Source organism: Pirellulales bacterium (assembly GCA_035939775.1).
Lineage (GTDB): Bacteria > Planctomycetota > Planctomycetia > Pirellulales > DATAWG01 > DASZFO01.
On sequence record DASZFO010000235.1, the window covers coordinates 1 to 18,021 of the forward strand.

8 protein-coding genes are annotated in these 18,021 nt (G+C 61.3%); 1 reads left to right on the forward strand and 7 read right to left on the reverse strand.

What is annotated here, in order from left to right; all coding sequences use genetic code 11:
* From VGY55_14675 to VGY55_14700, 6 genes are all read right to left on the reverse strand, one after another.
* On the reverse strand, positions 1-533 hold a 533-nt coding region (locus VGY55_14675; GenBank protein HEV2971216.1), incomplete at its 3' end, for a hypothetical protein.
* On the reverse strand, positions 533-2,752 hold the full coding sequence (locus VGY55_14680) for a BatA domain-containing protein (protein HEV2971217.1): 2,220 nt from the start codon (positions 2,750-2,752) through the stop codon (positions 533-535). The genes VGY55_14680 and VGY55_14675, both read right to left, overlap by 1 nt.
* 153 nt (positions 2,753-2,905) lie before the next feature.
* Positions 2,906-3,808 (reverse strand): DUF58 domain-containing protein, encoded by a 903-nt coding sequence (locus VGY55_14685; GenBank protein ID HEV2971218.1) that lies wholly within the window; start codon positions 3,806-3,808, stop codon positions 2,906-2,908.
* Complete coding sequence (locus VGY55_14690) at positions 3,777-4,841, reverse strand: MoxR family ATPase (protein HEV2971219.1); 1,065 nt, start codon at positions 4,839-4,841, stop codon at positions 3,777-3,779. Before VGY55_14690 ends, VGY55_14685 begins: the two co-directional genes overlap by 32 nt.
* A gap of 42 nt (positions 4,842-4,883) precedes the next feature.
* Positions 4,884-5,936 (reverse strand): prenyltransferase/squalene oxidase repeat-containing protein, encoded by a 1,053-nt coding sequence (locus VGY55_14695; protein HEV2971220.1) that lies wholly within the window; start codon positions 5,934-5,936, stop codon positions 4,884-4,886.
* 123 nt (positions 5,937-6,059) lie between these two features.
* Entirely contained in the window at positions 6,060-10,883 is a 4,824-nt protein-coding gene (locus VGY55_14700; GenBank protein ID HEV2971221.1) for a PQQ-binding-like beta-propeller repeat protein, read from the reverse strand.
* 466 nt (positions 10,884-11,349) lie between these two features.
* On the opposite strand from VGY55_14700, the gene VGY55_14705 reads away from it, so the two are divergent.
* On the forward strand, positions 11,350-11,694 hold the full coding sequence (locus VGY55_14705) for an HU family DNA-binding protein (GenBank protein ID HEV2971222.1): 345 nt from the start codon (positions 11,350-11,352) through the stop codon (positions 11,692-11,694).
* Positions 11,695-11,871: 177 nt separating this feature from the next.
* Here VGY55_14705 and VGY55_14710 read toward each other — a convergent pair whose 3' ends face one another.
* Positions 11,872-17,874 (reverse strand): fibronectin type III domain-containing protein, encoded by a 6,003-nt coding sequence (locus VGY55_14710; GenBank protein ID HEV2971223.1) that lies wholly within the window; start codon positions 17,872-17,874, stop codon positions 11,872-11,874.
* Positions 17,875-18,021: the final 147 nt, after the last annotated feature.

Sequence of the window (18,021 nt, forward strand, 5' to 3'; positions counted from 1 at the left end):
AGTTGGCCCGCAGTGACATCCTGAACCTTCGGCAAAGTGGCGATGCGGCCCAAGTCTTGGTCGAATCGCCAGACGACCACGTCATGCGTCTTACGCATGTCGTCGAGCATTCTGCCAGCGGTGAATTCGGTCACGACCTGACCAATCCGCGAATCGCCGGGAGACGATGAGGGCGCATCTGAATTGCCGAGCCCCATGCTGATGCTCGTATCGGCCAAGACGAGCACTCGCGAGTTTTGGATTTCCTTCTGCTCCGACCATTTCTGCAAATCGAGATAGAAGAGCAACAATCCGGCAAACGCGGCCAAGCGCATGATCGCCAGAAACAAGCCGACGCCCGGCCGCAGCTCGACGCTGTCGCGGCGATACATATACGCCACAAACGCCACGACCGCCAGGCAGGCCAGCACCACCAGCGGCGTTTGCCACCATTCGCTGAACGACTGCCACTGCGAGAATTGGTATTTCGTCGTCGTGGCGGCGCTCGCCGGCGAGGCGGCATCAGCAAACAAAAGTGATTCGATCCCGAACATCAACGGGCCAACTCCTTGGCGTTGGGATGATAACTGCACGAATAGGCCAGCAACTGCTCGCAAACCAACAGGCCGATCAGCGAATAGAGCACGAGCCGCCCGAGGTTCGCCCGATCGAATTCCCCGGAATCGAAAAAGGCGTCGGCCGCGTGATGGAAGCGGTATTTCACTCCGCTCAGGCGGCTTTCCAACTGCGGGCCGTCGATTGTTTTCAGATCGCCCTCCTCGGGAGCGACGTTGTAAGCAAAGCGGCGCGATTCGTTGCGATTGTCGGGCGTGGTGAACTGCACTTCGTAAATGCCGCTCTGCGCCGCGTCGCCGGGCAGCGCGGCTTTGAAGCGATCACCGCTCGGCGCGCCCTCGACGGGCAAGGTCCCGGCGGGCCCGCGCTGCGGCGTGATGAATTTCACCTGCGGCAGATACTTCGCGCGATCGAACTCGACTTCGAGCGGCCCCCCCACTTCCCGGCTCGGATTGGTCTGCTTCGCCGCCGAGAGGTAGGCTGCCAGTTGCAGCATCGCCCCGATGTGCCGCGGCGTCCGGGCCAGGTTGTTCCAGGTCGGCGCGGCGCTCGTCAAGAAAGCCATCACCCGGCCGTCGCCGAACTTCTGCTCGACCACCAACGGCGCGCCGTTGCGGAGCCGGGCCACGGTGCGGGCGGTCGAACTCGTCGGCGGAACCCAATTCTTGTTGACCGCGAAGTAGCGCTCGACGATCACCTTATCGATGTCCACGTTCGGTTGACTGGCAAACAGGGAAAACACCGGATGGTTTCCCTCGACCGTCAGATCACTGGCCGTTTCGGTCCGATCGATGAGCAATTCGGTCGGGCCAACCAGCGGGGCCGGAAAGATTCCTTTGCCGTCGCGATAGAGCCGCGTGTTGAAGAAATCGGAGCGCGAGCGGTCGCCCATGAAAAACGCCACGCCGCCCCCCGCTTTCGCATACGCCTCGACCGCGTCGATCTCCGGCTGATCGAGCCGATCGATATCGAGCAAGTAGATCACATGATACGCGTCGAGCGGCTTGTCGCGGAGGAATCTGGGGGATTCAATCCGCGGTGTGATGCCGGTCGGAGCGACGTTGTTCGACGAGAAGGGAAGCGTGAGGAAATAGGCGTCCCCCTTGCCCGAGACCGCTTGTGTGTCGCCGTCGATCACCAGCACCGGGACGCTGTCGGGGAAATCGAGGACGGTATAACGATTGTTGTCGGGATCGACCGCGTCGGCCGGCAGCTTGGCGGAAATCGAATGCTCCCCGGCATTCGCGTAGCGGACCTCGAAATCGCCGCTCGCCGTCTGACCCGCGGGGATGGCGCTGATCGTGATCGCCGGCCGGGAACGGCCGTCCTCTTCGAGCTGGAGAGAAATGTCGCGGGCCGTCTGCTGGCCGTAATTGGTCACGGCCACTTCGATCTTGAGCGGCACGCCCGCCGCGCGGATTCCCATTCCCGGCTTGAGCGCGGAGATGGCGAGGTTCGGCCGCTCGGCGTCCACGCAATCGATCATCTGGATCTTGGCCCCCAGCTCGTTGAGGGCCAGGAGGCTGCGGCGCAGCTCCGTGACGTTGGTCCAATCCTTCGCGCGGAAATCGGATACCAGATAGACAATCGTGGACGTCTTGCCGTCGCCTCCGCGGACCATCTGCTCGACGGCACTCAACCCTTCGGCCGGCCCGACGGCGAGTTCCGAGGGCCGCAACGCAGCCAGCTTGCCCGTTAGATCGTCCTTGAATTCTGGGGAGATTGGTTCGTGGTCGAGCGTGGGTTTCATTCCGCGGCCGGGGTGGCTGGCCTGCGAAAAGGGCAGCAGCGTGAACTCCTGCCGGCCTCCTTGGCGGCTCAATTGCCCGCCGATCCGGGCAATCACGTCGGTCGCTTGCCTGAAGGCGGATGTGTCGGCCCAATGGTCCGACATCGAATAACTGTCGTCCAATAGCACGATATGATGCGTTTTGCCGCCCCCCAGCAGCGCCCCAAGCGTGTTGCGGGCCGTCGGCTGGGACAACATGAGCACGACCGCCGCCACCGCCGCCATCCGTAGCAGCAAGAGCAGCAACTGCTTGAGCATGATCCAAGTGCGGTTGCGCTTCTGGCTCTGAAGCAGAAACTCCATCGGCGCCCAGCGAATCCGCTTGTGCCGAAGCACATTGATCAAATGGATCAAGATCGGCAGCCCGACCAGCGGCAGGAACCAGAGAAGGGTGGGGAATTCAAACATGGGACGGGGCGAGAGGCGAGGGGCGAGGGGTGAGGGGGCCGCGCCGCCCTTCGGGCAGGCGTGATATCGAAGATTGCTCGGGCTGTTGGAAAATCATGATAGCGCTTTCAGAATGCCTCTGAGAACGCTTGCGCGTTCCCTCGCCCCTCGTCCCTAGCCCCTGGCCCCGATTCTTTGGCGGTTGCTGATGAAATGGGCGAGCACGGCGTCCAGGGGTTCGCTGGTGCGGATCAGGGCGTAGTCGCAGGTGTTCGTGGTGCAAGTGCGGCGAACTTCGTCGAGGAAGCCTTGCAGCGCTTCGAGGTAGCCGGCGCGCAGAGCGCGCGGGTTGCAGGTCAAGTGGTCCGGCATTTCGAGCCCCTCGAATCGCGTCGCGCCGCTGAACGGGAAATCCAGCTCGTCGTCGTCCATCACATGGAAAACGAGTACGTCGTGCCCACGCTGGCGGAGCAGCTTGATCCCTTTCACCAATCCCGCCCGATCCGCCAGCAAGTCTGAAATGACGATCATCATCCCGCGCCGCGGAAAGCTCTCCGCCACCTCGCGAAAGATCGCCAATAGATCGGTCTTTTCGCGCGGCTCGATCGCCGAGAGCGCCTGAATGATCGAATGCAGATGCGTGTGCTTGGTGCGCAGCGGCACGACCGTGCGGACCGAATCGGCGAACGCCACGCAACCGACCGCGTCCTGCTGCCGCAGGAGCAGATACGCCAGGCTGACGGCGATCGTTCCCGCATAGTCGAATTTATTGAGCGGGCCGTTGCCGTAGGACATGCTGTTGGACACGTCAACCAACAACGTCGCCCGCATGTTCGTGTCTTCCTCGAACTGCTTGACGTAATACCGGTCCTGTTTGGCCCAGACTTTCCAGTCCACATGGCGCAAGTCGTCGCCAACCGTGTATTCGCGGTGCTGGCGAAATTCGACCGATTGCCCGAAATACGGGCTGCGGTGCATCCCCGACAGAAAGCCTTCCACGATGTGCCGCGCCCGCAGATCAAGCCGCGAGATTCGCTTGATCGCTTCAGGATGCAAAAATCTTTTGGAAGCGGGCATCGCTCGTCAGCTCGTTTTCCTTGGTCGGTGTGATCTGGATCAGGCGTTCGACGACGTCGTCGGGAGTGATCCCTTCGCTCTCCGCGGCGAAGTTGAGCACAAGCCGATGCCGCAGCACCGGCTTGGCCAGCGATTGGATATCTTCGGTCGAGACGTGAGTGCGCCCGTGCAAGAGCGCTCGGGCCTTGGCGCCGAGGATCATGAACTGCACGGCTCGCGGCCCCGCCCCCCAGCTCACCTGATCGCCGACGAAGTCCGGCACGCCCGCCTCGCCCACCCGCGTTTGCCGCACGAGCGAGAGCGCGTAGCGAATGATGTGATCGGTCACGGGCACAGCCCGCACCGTGCGCTGCAGACCCAGAATCTCCTCGGCCGTCAGCACCGGACCGATTTGATCGGCCAGCGTGGTGGTGGTCCGCCGGGCGATCTCAAACTCCTCGCCGAAATTCGGATACTTTACGAACACCTTGAACATGAAGCGGTCTTGCTGCGCCTCGGGCAACGGATACGTCCCCTCTTGCTCGATCGGGTTCTGCGTGGCGAGCACGAAGAACGGATCGGAGAGCGGATGCCGCACTCGGCCCACGGTGACTTGCCGTTCTTGCATCGCTTCGAGCAGGGCCGCTTGAGTCTTCGGAGGCGTGCGGTTGATTTCGTCCGCCAGGATTACGTGCGAGAAGAGCGGCCCTTCGAGGAACCGGAACTCGCGGCTCCCCGTCGATTTGTTCTCCTCGATGATCTCGGTGCCGGTGATGTCGGCCGGCATCAGGTCGGGAGTGAACTGGATGCGGCTAAACGAGAGATTGAGCGAGCGGGCTAGCGTGCTCACCATCAGCGTCTTCGCCAGCCCCGGCACGCCTTCCAGCAGGCAATGCCCCCGGCTGAAGAGCGAGATCAGCAATTCCTCGATGACCTGATTCTGGCCGACGATGACCTGCGAGAGTTGTTGCAGGATTTTCTCGCGGGCCTCGTTGAGCTTGCGAACGGCCGCGGAATCGTCGCCGACGGTCTCGGCTTGATAGACCTCAGACATAGTTGCAGTTCCTCGAATGCAGTGAAATACGGTGGGGCGATGTCAACGTTGATAAATGGGCAAGCTGTTGTTTTCCAATTGCAGAATCGTGAGATTCGTGGCGGTGGTGTAGACGGGGCCGACGTAGCCCTGGGTCCAATAGATGCCATTGCGGCCGTCGTCGGTGGCTTCGGAGACGATCCGGGGATAAATCTTGTCGCGATAGGACTCCCACTTCTTGCCTCCTTCGCGATACATCACCTGAGAATAGTAGTAATGGGCATAATGCCAGTGGCCAAAGCCCTGATTGGAGATATTGCTCAGGTTCTTGTCGGCGTAGGAGAGCATCTTGGGGACGATTTGGTCGTCGTAATCGCCGGCGTTGAAAAGGCAGGCGATCGCGGCGGCACTGATTGCCGGCCGGCCGCCGCCCCCCTTGGAACTATACTGTACGCCGCCATCGTCCATCGTGCATTTGCGGATGTACTTGATCGCCTTGTCGATGATTTCCTTGGGAACTGGAATGCCGGCGTTTCGACAGCCGCGCAGTCCTTGCACTTGCGTGATGGTGGTCGAGCCTTCATCGAAGCCGTTGCCGTCCTTGGCGCTCACGTAGCCCCAGCCCCCTTCGTCGGTTTGGGCGCGGCCGGAGAATTCAACCGCCTTGGTGAGCACCTTGATCAATTCCCTGCGGCGGTCTTCATCCTCCTCTTCGCCGAGCACCTGCGAAAGAAACAGCATCGAGAAGCCGTGGCCATAGGTATAGCGGTCGTCGGTGTTCGGATCGCCGATGAGCCCGGTCGTGCGGCTTCGGCTGACGAGATAATCCACTGCCTTCTTGATATTCTTCTGATATTTTCCCTGGGTGGTCGTCGAGCCTTCCAGCAGCAGGGCCGTGGCCGAAAGCGCCGTCATCGAAGTCGGGTAGCGCCCTTCGCCGGCAGCCCAATGCCCGCGCGAGGATTGGCTGTTTGCCAGCCAATCGAGTCCCCGCGAAATGAACTTTTGCGTCTTCGCGTCGAGTCCCGCCGCACGTGCCACAGAACTTTCGGCAGCAACGACCAAAATGGCCAACGCGAAGCTCGTCCAAGCCATGCTTGATTTGCGACGTGTCATTGACGTTACCACTCCTTTTCTGGAACCGGCACACATTGGTCCTACGTCGTCAACGGCTCACAGTTCGATTCGTTCGCGCGGCGCTTCGCCGGATCGGTCGGCATTCGCGCTTTGACTCACGCGTCAATTCCCGTCATTACCGCCATCCTCGCGAGATCCGGGGAAAAGTGCGCGCAGCGCCGCGTCAGCCGGGTTTCTTCCCAACAGCGATTGCTTTGGCAATAAACCGGCCTGATAGGGAGGCTCGGGAGGAACCGGATCGTTGGTGAATCGCAGCGTCAGCGATTCTGTCGGCATGGCCAACGTAACCGTATTGCGCTCGCGACTTCCACTCAGCTCGCAGTTGAAGAAATTGGCTTGAGGTTGAGTCAATTCTTTCTGACAGAGGGATCGGCCGGTCCGGCGATCGAGACAAAGAATCGACGACCGGCCCTCGCCCGTGTCGGCCATCCCGCCCGATTGATTCCACTTCATGAGCACGATCAGGGGCAGATCGACCCCTTGATTGAGCACCGCGTGGTAGCCCTCGACCGACGCCGGAACCGGCCAGGCCGGCTTGCCAGTTGCACGATCAAATGCATACACTAGCCCATTCGCGGGCGCCATGCCGCCGTCGACCGTCATCACCGTTTGAGGCATCGGCTGGTTTTGACGATCGGCGGGCTGCGTCGAAGGATGATTGGCGAAGAGCAGATATTGATCGGGACTTCGCTGAATCACGATGGTGTCGAGCTTTGCTTCCGGATCGAGTTGTTCATCGATCATCTTCCGGCCATCGGCGAGCGCGATCATGAGGAACCGGCCTTTGGGCTCGAGGAAGGCCGCGGCTTCGTCGCCGACCAGCGCCGGTTTCACGCCCGCATCGAAGGCGCCAAGAACGAGTTCCTGTTCTTTCCACGGATCGCTCAGCACGAACGTCAGCTTGCCGTCGCCGGCCATTCGGCCCGAGAGGCAACGGCGGCCGCAATAGCTCCACCGCCGATTCGCGACGGGGATAGTGCGCGTGCCCAATTCCTCGCCATCCATCGTGCGAAGGATGGTCGCTTTGTCGGCGTCCTTGGCGCCGTCGGGCGGCGCGACCACGAGCACCTCGTCGTCGCCAAACACTTCGCTCCCCCGCTCGACGCCGCGGCGGCTCCAAAGGGTCTCCCCCGTAAGCGGATCGAAGGCCGTCAACTCGCGCGATCGCTGAACCAGCACGCAACGATGCACGAGCGGCCCCACGACCCCCAGCGACTGACCGTTGTTCACGGCCGCCGGAACGTGCCGGCTCGCCCCCCAGGGCAAGCGAATCTCCTGCGTCGGCACCGGCTGGCCGTTGAACATGTTGGGAGTGAGTTCGACCAGATCCTGTTGCCACAAGACGCGGCTACTGCCCCCTTGCGTGCGCAGGCTATCGACTTGCCGCAAGGTATCGAGCGCGAGCACCTTGTTTCCGAGATTTACCACCAGCACGTGGCCTTGAGCCGCCGCGAAGTTCAATTCAGGAGAGATGGTTTGGACGACCCCCATTTGGCTTTGAACCGAGTCATTGATCGCCACACGGAACCGCTCATGGCCCAAGCCATCGTGGCCCAACACCAGTTGGTTCTGCTGATCGAAGGCGACCGCGACCGTCTCAAGATAGGCCGGCCGGGCGCCGCGCCAAGCGATCGGGAAAGGCCGCTGCATGTTTTGGGGCTGCCGCATCGCGTGGGGTTCCGTCGTGTCGCGGCGCACATTCCCCGTCGGCCATGGCGCGGCTTGCGCGAGTGCTCGTTTCGCCGGCGAGTCGGCCGGCAAGCTCTCCACGACTTGCTTGCCCGTCTTGCCGCTCATGCATACCAGGTCGGCGAATTCATGCTCGAGACGTCGATAGAAAAAGGCTGCTTCCTCGGGCTTGCCCGCCTCATCGAGAAATGCCGCCATCCGCGCGACCGCCGCGCGGCGCCGCACCGGATCGCCCGAGCACTGCAACTCGTCGAGCAACATCTCCCGTTCGATCAGCGTCTCCGGCCCCGTCAATTGCGCGAACAACTGCTCGCGGGCTTCGTCGGCGGCCGGATGCGTTCCGAAATAGGCGAGGAACCTTCGCAGGGATTTGGGTTCCTTGGCAGCCAGCGCCATCTTCAGGCGATCCGCGACGGCCGCGTCGAATTTGGTACTCTCGTCGCCGATCGCGGCGGCATAAAGTTGGTCGAGACGGGATCGGACCCAGCGGTCGCGGCGGACCGAAAGCGCGCTATTGACGATTTCCGGCTCCCCTTGATTCCAGGGCATGTCGATCAGCTTCAAATAGGCGTCGAGCGCTCCAAGCCGGTCACCCGACTTGCCCAGTCCATCGGCCAGCGTCCGCAAAAAAACGATCCGCTCGCCATCGAGCACGATTAGCTTTTCGAGTTCGCTGACGGTCGCTCGCGACGCGCCAAAATCCCGGTTCAAGTCCGCCAGCAGCGCTTCGACCAGCAGCTCGCGCGTGCTAGCGATCGGCGATCGCTCGAAAGATTTCCGGAGATCGGCGATCGCCTCGGGAAGTTTGCCTTCGTCCAATTCGATATTGCCGCGGTCCGCAAGCGCGTCGGAGCTGTCGGGATTCCCGGCCAATCTCGCGGCGATTTTCTCCTTCAGCGGATCGAGCTGGTAGAACGCGTAGAGGTGATCGACTCCCTGGGCAATGACCGAGCCTTTATAGCAGATTAGATTGCCGGGGATGATTCCCCCGCGCGACTTGGCTCGGGTGGCGATCCTGCCGTCGGCCAGGTCGATACTCGCCACTTCGGCGCTCGAGAGGGGCAGAAAGTAATCGCCGCCGCTCAAGAATCCGCGTCCGCTCGGCATGCTTCCTTGCGGCAGCGACAAGGGGCTCGGCCAGGCGGGCTTCCCGTCGGCCAACTTGACGGCCTGGATTTGCTTTCGGCCCACCAGAATTGCTTTGCCGTCATGCACGCCGCCAACGTACACGTTTTCGCCCCGTTCCATTTTCCAAAGCAATTTGCCGTCAATCAGGCTGAGGCAGAAAAGCTGGTCCGACTCGACCGGCGTCAGCAGCACGCAACCGTCGGCGATGGTCGCGGTGGCGTCCGACCACCGATCTCCCATGAAATTCTGCGTGTTGTAGGCGTTCATCACCATACCCATGCGAATCGCCACGACCTGCTGCTGCGGCGTCTGCTGGTTACGCGGATACTCGTATCCCCACAGCAACGACCGGTTTGCCACGTCGACGGCGACGACCGCGCCGGCCGACGTGGGACAAATCAGAATTCCGTCGGCGTAGGACGGGCTCACGCCGGTGGTTCGCCGGAAACCATTTCCGAACGGGTTCGCGTCTTCGGGCGAAGCCAATTGCTGCGACCAATCGACCTTGCCGGTCTTGGCATCGAGCACGACCAGGCGAATCTCTCCTTTGATCTCCGCCAACACATACAATCGACCCAACAGCGGCAGCGGCGGTCCTAGGAAAAAAGCGCCCGTGAGCATCGGCTCGACGTCGATGTCCTTCTTCTGACCGCCGAGGCGCCATTTGATCTTCCCCTCGGTTCGCAATTCGTAGGCGGCCAGCTCATTCGTTGGATTGTCGATGCTCATCGACGGGATCATCCCGCCGGGGCGGAGAAACATCCGTCGTCGCGGCATTTCGGGAACCGGCGTATTGTCAGGGACCTCTTCCACCTCGAACACATATTCACCGTCGCTCGAAAGCGTGCCATACGTGGCGTTCTCCCACAGGCGTTCGCTCAACGATGGATCCTGCGCATTGAATACCATACCATTCACTCGCACGAACCCGCCCGCGCCTCGATCGGGCGGCTGACCGATTGGGGAATGGATTTCCCATTTCCGTAAGCCCGTGCGAAAGTCCAACCCGATCAATCCCAACGGCGTCCGCATCAGCACCCAATCGGAAACGGCCAAGGGCTGCATCACGGGCATCGTGGGCAGATTGCGATCCAGACCCTCTTGCCGAGCGCTCACTGCGGTCTTGATCGCTTCCGGGTTCGGCACCACCGGCGTTTCCCACCGGAAGCTCATCAGCGGCATTCCGCCTGAGCTAATGGCATTGCGCGCCGGATTGCCACGATGAATCGCCCAGTTGGCCGCTTCCATCGTCTCGGTCGCCTGCGGCCGGCCGAAATTCTCGGCCAGCCACGCCATCGCATGAACTTCATCGACGGCCGTGAAGAGCTTCACTTCCTTCCCCGCGATCCGCAGCGTGGCGCCGGGATCGTGCTTCTTCAGGTCGATCATCACCTGGCGAGCCCGCGATTCCATGCCGCCGCGGAGCCAGCAGGCGGCCAACATGACCGAGAGCCCCGGCTCGTACTTCTCCGCCGCTGGAGTTCCTTGCAGCCGTTGAAAGCAAAGGGCGGCCGCCAGCGGCTCGTCGTGATCGAGCTGGTGGCGGCCCAAGAGCAGCGTCGCGTCGTATCCGGCGCGGGTGTGAAAATAACGCCGCGCAACTTCGGCCACCGCCGCCATGTCGCCCGCGGTCAGCGCGTCGGCCAGCATCCGCTCGGCCTTCGCTCCGAAGAGAATCTCGTAGGCCTGTAGTCCCTCGGTCGATTGCTCTCCGATCAACCGCTGGGCTTCCGACTTCAGCCCATTTCGGGCGATCTGGTTCTGTTCGGTGCTGTCGAAATAGTCCTGCGACGACTCGAGGATGTCGTCCAACAGAGGCAGCGCTTCGCTATAGCGATGGTCCTCGAGCAGCTTCTTGGCCTTTTTGAGTTGCTTGCGGGTCTCGCGATCGCTGTGAAAGACGCCCTCGGCCGTTTGTTCTTCGCTGCCGTCGCCGGTCGGCTGTCCGACCCCAATCCCCCGTCCGCGGACCCTGAATTGGAAGGGAACTTGCTGGGCGAGTCCTTCGGCCGCGGCGAACCCAGCCACCGATAAAGCAATCAGCCCGACTCGAGCCGCACGCCATGCGCAAGGGCGATTTCCGGCCGAATAGCGACTGCGGACCAGCATGGCTCCTCCTCGACGTGTCGGGGCATCGTTCCTTGCACCCCGTATGTGTTGTTAGTGTCAGATTGGCGATTAAAGTTCAAAGACCTTAACCCATTGCTGTAGAATATCTTACAATTGTTGGCGAGAACCTGCAAGTTAGTTCCGATCGGTCCCAGGTTGTCGCGGCATCTGTCCAAACCAGCTCACTTGCTGGCGATCAAAATGGGTGCGGACGCCAATCTATCCCCGGTTTCGACGTAGTATTCTAGGTGCGCGCCTCGCCGGAGCCATCGGCGTGGTAGTGCGATGCTCCCGAAGATCGCAGACCGCCAGAGTGACCGAATGGTCATTTTTCCGGAGTTTTTCGCGATTTTTCGGGTTTTGAGGGTTGCATTTTTGCAAGCGTCGTCTTTAATCATCCGGTCGTTGATTATCAAACCGACATCTAATTTACCCCCCGTAAACCCTACAAGGAGGGCCATGGACCATGGCGAAAGCTGCTGCTCCCGCGACTGCATCACCTAAGAAAGCGCCCAGTAAGACTGAGGTTCTCGCTGCCATCGCCGACGCGACTCAGGCCAACAAGAAGGTCGTCGGCGCGGTTTTGGACGCGCTCTCGGCCGAAATCAAGAAAGCCCTGAGCAACAAGGGGCCTGGTGTCTTTGCGCTGCACGGTTTGGTGAAGATCGAGCGCAAGAAGGTCCCCGCGAAGCCGGCCCGCAAAGGCGTCCCCAATCCGTTCAAACCGGGCGAGTTGATGGATGTCGCGGCAAAACCCGCCTCCACCAAGATCAAGGTACGTCCGCTGAAGAGTCTCAAGGAAATGGTCTGACAGTTACAAGTAGTCTGACGGTTACGACCGATTTCACGGCGACGGCCGTTCGATCGGTGGGTGCTCCACGGCGAGAGACATCTCGCCCGGGCGGAAGCATCGCCGAGCGAGCGGCCGCCTCTGCGCGCCGTGTTGCGCTCCTTGGAGCGTAATTCCTCTCCGGATAGGTGAGGCGTTCTATCCGCCGCGTTTCGCCTTGCTATTCCGATGCGACGTCGCCGATATGACGCCGAGTGAGTCAAGTTGGGCGAAGATGGCGTCATGGGCCAGCATCCAGCCGCCGTGACGGGAAGCATTTCCCGATAGCGAGAGAGAGTTCAGCGATGTGACACTGTCCGACACCGCCGCGAGCAATCGGTTGGCCGCAGAGCCAGGGCCGCCGGCCGAGAATCCAGTCAGCTTCTCGAGAACCAGATCACGAGCCATTGCCGCCGCCGGTGGCGCGGCCGGCACGGATGCAACGGAGGGCGGGACGAATCCCTCGACCGCAATCGCCAGGGGTGTCGTTTCTGTCCTTGTTGTCGTCGTGGCCGTTGTCTCGCTGATCGTCGTAGTTGTCGTCGCGGAAATTGCAGTCGGAGTCGCTGCCAGAGCAGCGGCGGGCGCGGCACTGCTCGGCGCGACCGTAACCGCGGAAGTCGCGGGCGAATCAGTAGCCGGTGCGAGAGCGCCACCGCCTTGCCCCGGCGGCGTTGGATCGGTCGCCGGCAGCGAAGTCAGCAGTGTGGACTGAACCAAATTCAGGTCGATGCCCGTAATCTCTCCCTTGCCGGAGGTATCGTAAAGCGGGTTGTACCCGGCGGTGGTCGTGAATTGCAAGAAGTGTTGCCGCACGCTACCCCCGTCCACGCCGGTGACAACGCCGTTCTGATCGACATCGCCTGGCAGGATATTGAAGCGGAAGTTGAAATCGCCTCCGGCAACGGTATCGCCGGAGGGAAGCAGGTTGCCGCTGCCGTTGGCGAATTCGCCGTCGAGCGCCGCGCCCGAGACCTTGCTCGTCACGGCCGCCGACGGAATGCTGAGCAAGTACTTATCGAGCGGCAATGCGGCTTGATAAACCCACGTGGCCGTGAACGTCGTGCTGTTGTAAGTGAACGAGGCTGTGCCCAGCGCCGGCGCGGGCCCTAAGTCGGGCGATCCGACGAGCGCGATATTGGCGGTGTTGATATTCACATCGCGGCTGAACACGACCGAGATGATGTTCACGTTGTTCCAGGGGAGCGACCCGAGTTGGTTCGGACCACCCATCAGCCGATAGCCCAACTGGGCGTCTCCCAGGCCATTGCTAGCCAAATAGTTAAGAAAGCTCTGCTGCCAGGCGCTGCCGCTGACATAAATGGCGTCGACCTCGGGCGCCACCGGATTGACGACGAAGCTGCCGCTGGCGTTGGCGACGGCGAACGTGCCAATGCCATCGACGACGTTCGACCCGGCAGCGGTGAACGTGAGCGTGTAGGTTCCGCCGAGCACGTCGAGCGACGACAGATTACCGAGCGTAAAGGTAATGTTGTCGGATGTCGTGAGCGTCTGCGACGCAGTGAGCAAATTCGGGCCGCCGCTGCGCGAGAACGACAGCGACGAGATCGTGAAGCCGCTGACCGGCTCGTTGAATACGATCTGCAATTGCGCGGGGCCGGTCGTCACCGTGTTCGGATTGACCGGCGTGATCGTGGCGGTGGGAAACAGTTGCTGAGTGATTGCCGACGATTCATTGGAGGCTGGGCCAGCGCCGGATCCATTGATGGCCCGCACGGTGTAATAGTAGTGAGTAAGCTGCGCGAGTCCCGTGTCACTGAAGCTGGTCGCGTTGAGCGGAGAGGCGTTGATCGGAGTCGGCCCTTCGCCGCCGACCGACGTGCCGCGGTACACGTTGTAGCCCGTGGCGCCGGTCGAAGCGGTCCACGAAAGATTGATCTGGCTGCTGGAGATCGAAGCGGCGGTCAGATTTGCCGGTCCTTTGGGCGCGCCGGCGATAAACGTGACGGACGATTCGCCACTCTTGACGCTTTCGCCGCCGAGACCGACCGCGGTGACTTCATAATAGAATGTGCCGCCGTTTCCGACCGCGGAATCGACATAGCTCGGGCTGGCGAGTCCGGTAGCAAGTGGAGTGGTGCCTTCTCCGCCGGCGGTGCTGGCGCGATAGACGTTGAAGCTCGTAGCTCCGGTGACGGTCAACCAGGAAAGCAAGACGTTGCCGCTTGGCTTGATCGCAGCACTCGGCGTTGCGGGCGCGGCGGGGGGAGTTGCCACAAATGCCTCGGCGCTCGCCGGGCTTTGTCCGCCCGCGTTGATCGCAACGACCGTGTAGTAAAACGAGGTTCCCGCAACGGCTGCGGCGCCCGGATCGGCGTACAAAGCGCCGGTAACTCCGGTGGCGTACGGCACCGAACCTTCGCCGCCGAGTGTATTGCCACGGAAAACGTTGAAGCTACTCGCTCCGGGCGGGATCGTCCAAGTTACGTCGATGTCGTTACTGCCGTTCGAATTATCGATGGCGGCGGCGACATTTGACGGGGCCGACGGCGCAAGAACGCCGACGGCCTCGACGCTCCGCGCACTTTCACCCGAGCCGTTGACGGACGTTACTTGATAATAATAGCTGAGGCACGCCTGCCGATTCGGATCCGAGAACGCCGTGCCGGACACGTTGGTGGCAATCGGTGTGATCCCCTCGCCGCCCGGGCTGGTCGCGCGATAGACATTGTAACTCGTCGCGACGCCGACGCTGCTCCACGATAGGTTGATCTGCGTGCCGGCGACCGTCGCGGTGAGCGAGGCTGGGGCGGGAACGCTGGATGCAGTCGCCGTCGAGTTCACTTCATTGCTGGCGGCGCTCGGGCCGCCGGTATCCACCGCTTTGACAACGTAGAAGTACGGTTGACCGGACGTGGCCGTAACATCAGCGTACGACGGGCTCGTCAACTGGCTGGCAATCGGCGATGCTCCCTCGGCGCCGGCGGCGATGCCGCGATAGACGTTATAAGTGATTCCGTTTTCAGGAATCGCGGGCGGCGCGGTCCACGACAGCGAGATCAGGCCAACGCCCGGCGTGGCCGCAAGACCACTGGGCGCGGCGGTCAATGTGTCGACCGTGGCCCCGGTGAAATCGGTGGCGCCGGCGAGGTTAAAGGCTTGCACGTGATAGTCGTAATACTGGCCGATGGCCAGGCCATTGCCGTTCGGTCCGTGGTCCGTATAGCTGGTCGAGCCGGCGGGCAGGGTGGCGATCAGGTTGAAGGTGCCGGACGAGCCGAACTTGCGGAACACGCTAACGCCAGTCTCCTTATTGGTGGAGTTCGTGGAATTGAGCTGCCAGGCGATGCTGATGGAGTTGGTGGTCACGGCGGTGACATGGCCGTTGCTCGGCGTCGGCGGCGTCACAGGCATCGTGACCGGCACCTTCGGCGTAAAGGCGGAATTCGCGACAAAATTAGTCGCCTGGACGCGGTAGCTGTACGTCGCGCCGGGGGTCAATCCCGTGTCGAGGTAGGTGGTGGTGTTGGGCGCGACGGAAAAATCGGTCACGGTGTTGTCGGGATTCGTGCGTTCGACCGTGAACCCGGTCTCGTTGTTGGAGTTGTCAGTCCAACTGACGTTGATCGTGGTTCCCGATGCGGCCGCGGCAGTCAATCCGCTCGGAGCGACCGGCGCCGCGCCCGAGTAAAGTTGGCTCTGAGGCACGAAGTCCTTGGGCGTGCTCGTGCTCGACCACAGCAGCTCGGCTTCCCACCCACCGCCGTTCTGATAAAAATCCATTTCGATGTCATAAACCTGGCCGCCCGACATGGCGAACGTGCCGGAGTTCTCGGTCGGAGCGTGGTCGGTAAAGTTGTTGACGACGGTCGTAAAGGTGTTGCTCGTGGTCGGCTTGATGAAGAGCCGGACACCATCATCGCTTTCCGTATAGAATGTGTACGTTTGCGAGAACTGCGCTTGAATCCGGCCCGTCCACTTGACCGAAAAACCGGTGGAATTCAAGCCGGGGCCGGGCGAGCCGTTGCCGTTAGGAAAGTCAACTTCTGGATCGACCCGTGTTAGAACGGGAGTGCCCGTTAAATGGTTTCCACCGGAGTCGACGTAATAAGCTCCCTCCAAACCGTCGCCCGTGCCGGTCGGCGGCGCCTGCGGCGTGGTCACGGAAACGATGTTCGACGGCGCGGAAAACGTTCCGCCTTGAAAGATGTTGTGCGCTTCGACCTGATAGTAGTAAGTGGTCTGCGAGAGAAGATTGTTCGAGTCGACGAATGACGTGGAGTTCGCGCTGGCCTCGCCAATTTCGACAAACGGCCCGCCGGCGCTGGTCGAGCGCTGGATGCTGAAGAAATCCTCGTTGTTGGAGTTGTCCTGCCAGGTGACGTTGACACTTTTGAACGTGAGCGCGGTAGCGCCGGTATTGCTCGGCGCCGCGGGTCCGGAGGTCGGCGTAACGGGCGGACCATAGGCGACGAGCGACGTGCTCGTGCCGACGAAGACCTGCCCGTCGGCGACCGTCGGGACCGTAAACTTGTTCACGCTGCCGACGAGTGCATCGCGATTCCCGGCGGCCTGGTTGCTGGTCCAGAGTTCCGCGAGAGTCGAGGCGTTGTAGGCCCGAAGAGTATTATCTCCGTTGGCGTTGAGGGCCCACATGATGGCGTTGGTCGTGCCATTGGCCGAGATTGTCGGGCTGCCGGAAAGATTCCCAAAGCCGTCGACGGTTGTGTGAGTCGCGGTGGTCGAATAGGCGGCGGACCCGTTAGCGATCGAAAACGTCGCGGCGCTGCCGCCGTAACCGGGAACATAATAGATCGTGTTGTTGAAATAGGCCGCGGCATTCAGGACGCCGGACAACTCTTTTTGCTCCTCCACAACGTGATCGGTTACGACATTGTTCGGATCGAATTTCCCCATATTGTCGCGGTCGATTAAGTAAATCTTTCCTTCTTTGCCCGAGCCGATCAGCAAATGCGGATGGGCGGCATTACCCACCGAATCTGGCAGAATGGTTGTGCCGCCCGAGCCGAGATCGGTGTCGCCCGCGTTCAGCGATTGATTGTTCGACGGAGAGAAATAGTCCAAGACCTTGAAGCCCCAGCCGTTGATGTTCTGACTCGCCTGGGTCGTGGTCGTGTCGATGCCGATCTTGACGAACGAATCGGCGTAGTCGCCGTTGACAGGGAAACCTTGCGCGTTCAGGCCTGTCGTCGTTCCATTGGGCGAAGTGCCGGTGTAATTCCCGTCGAAGGTGCCGTTGCCGGTTTCAAAGTAAAAAATGGGATTGCCGCTGGCGTCCAAGTGCGGATCGATCGTGGTGATGTCACCTCCTTGCCAGATTCCGCCGAGGCCGCCGTTGGGGGTTGTGTTGAGCACGCCGGTCAAGGCGAGCGTGTTCTCGTCGAACTTCAGGACCCAGCCGTGATAGGGTCCGTTGTCGCCGTGGCTGGCCCAGGAGGTGTAGATTTGCCCGCCGAACAGCGTCATGCCTGGCCGGCTCATCTGCCGCAATGCATTGAAGTAAACGCGGCTTTGCCCATTGATTGTGATTTGTCCGTCCCCACTGCCGAATACGAACGGATCTTGGTTGGTGGCGCTGGCGCTGATTTGGGTGCGATAGACATACCCGCTGGTATCGTCCGTATCGGCGATCACATGACTGGCGATGACCGCCCCGTTCTGGATATTGATCTTGAAGAGTTCGGCAACGTAGTGCGTGTGGTTCGTCCCGCCGACGGGAACGATCTGTTTCGTCTTCGTGATGACGAAGATCGCGTTCTGCGAGGCGTCGATCGTCGGTGTCCCGGTGATTCCGATCTCGGGGTTAATATCGCTCGAATTGACGTCGCTATTAGGGACGCTCGTAATCGTCGTCGCGCCCGCAAGCGCCACGCCGCTAATGGCCGGATTCAAGAACGAGTCGTACCACAATACGTTGCCCCCTTGGGCATCGATCGCGTAAAGACCGTCGTGCTCAGTGGCAGCGAAGACGGTGTTGTGAATGCCTGGAAAGTTGCCGGCCGTGATGTTCACGCCTGGCACATAAAGTGGTTCGGCGTAGGCCTGACCGTCGAGCGGCGTCGAGAACGTCTTGCCGAACGTGGAAGTGTTAACGTTCCCTGGCGTGAGCAGCGTTTCGGTCGAGTTGACCCCGCTGGACTGTGCATCCATGTGGTAACTCAGCACGCTGGTTGCCAGCACGAGCCGTGGCTCAAGCCGTTCCAGTCCAAGACCGGCCCGCTCCCGATGCCTAGAGTTTTTGGACGACCGATTGCGCTTTAGGTCCGCCTTCCGCCTGCGATTTCGGAGCATTGCTCTTCCCTACTAGTTCCCTATTAGGCATTCCAT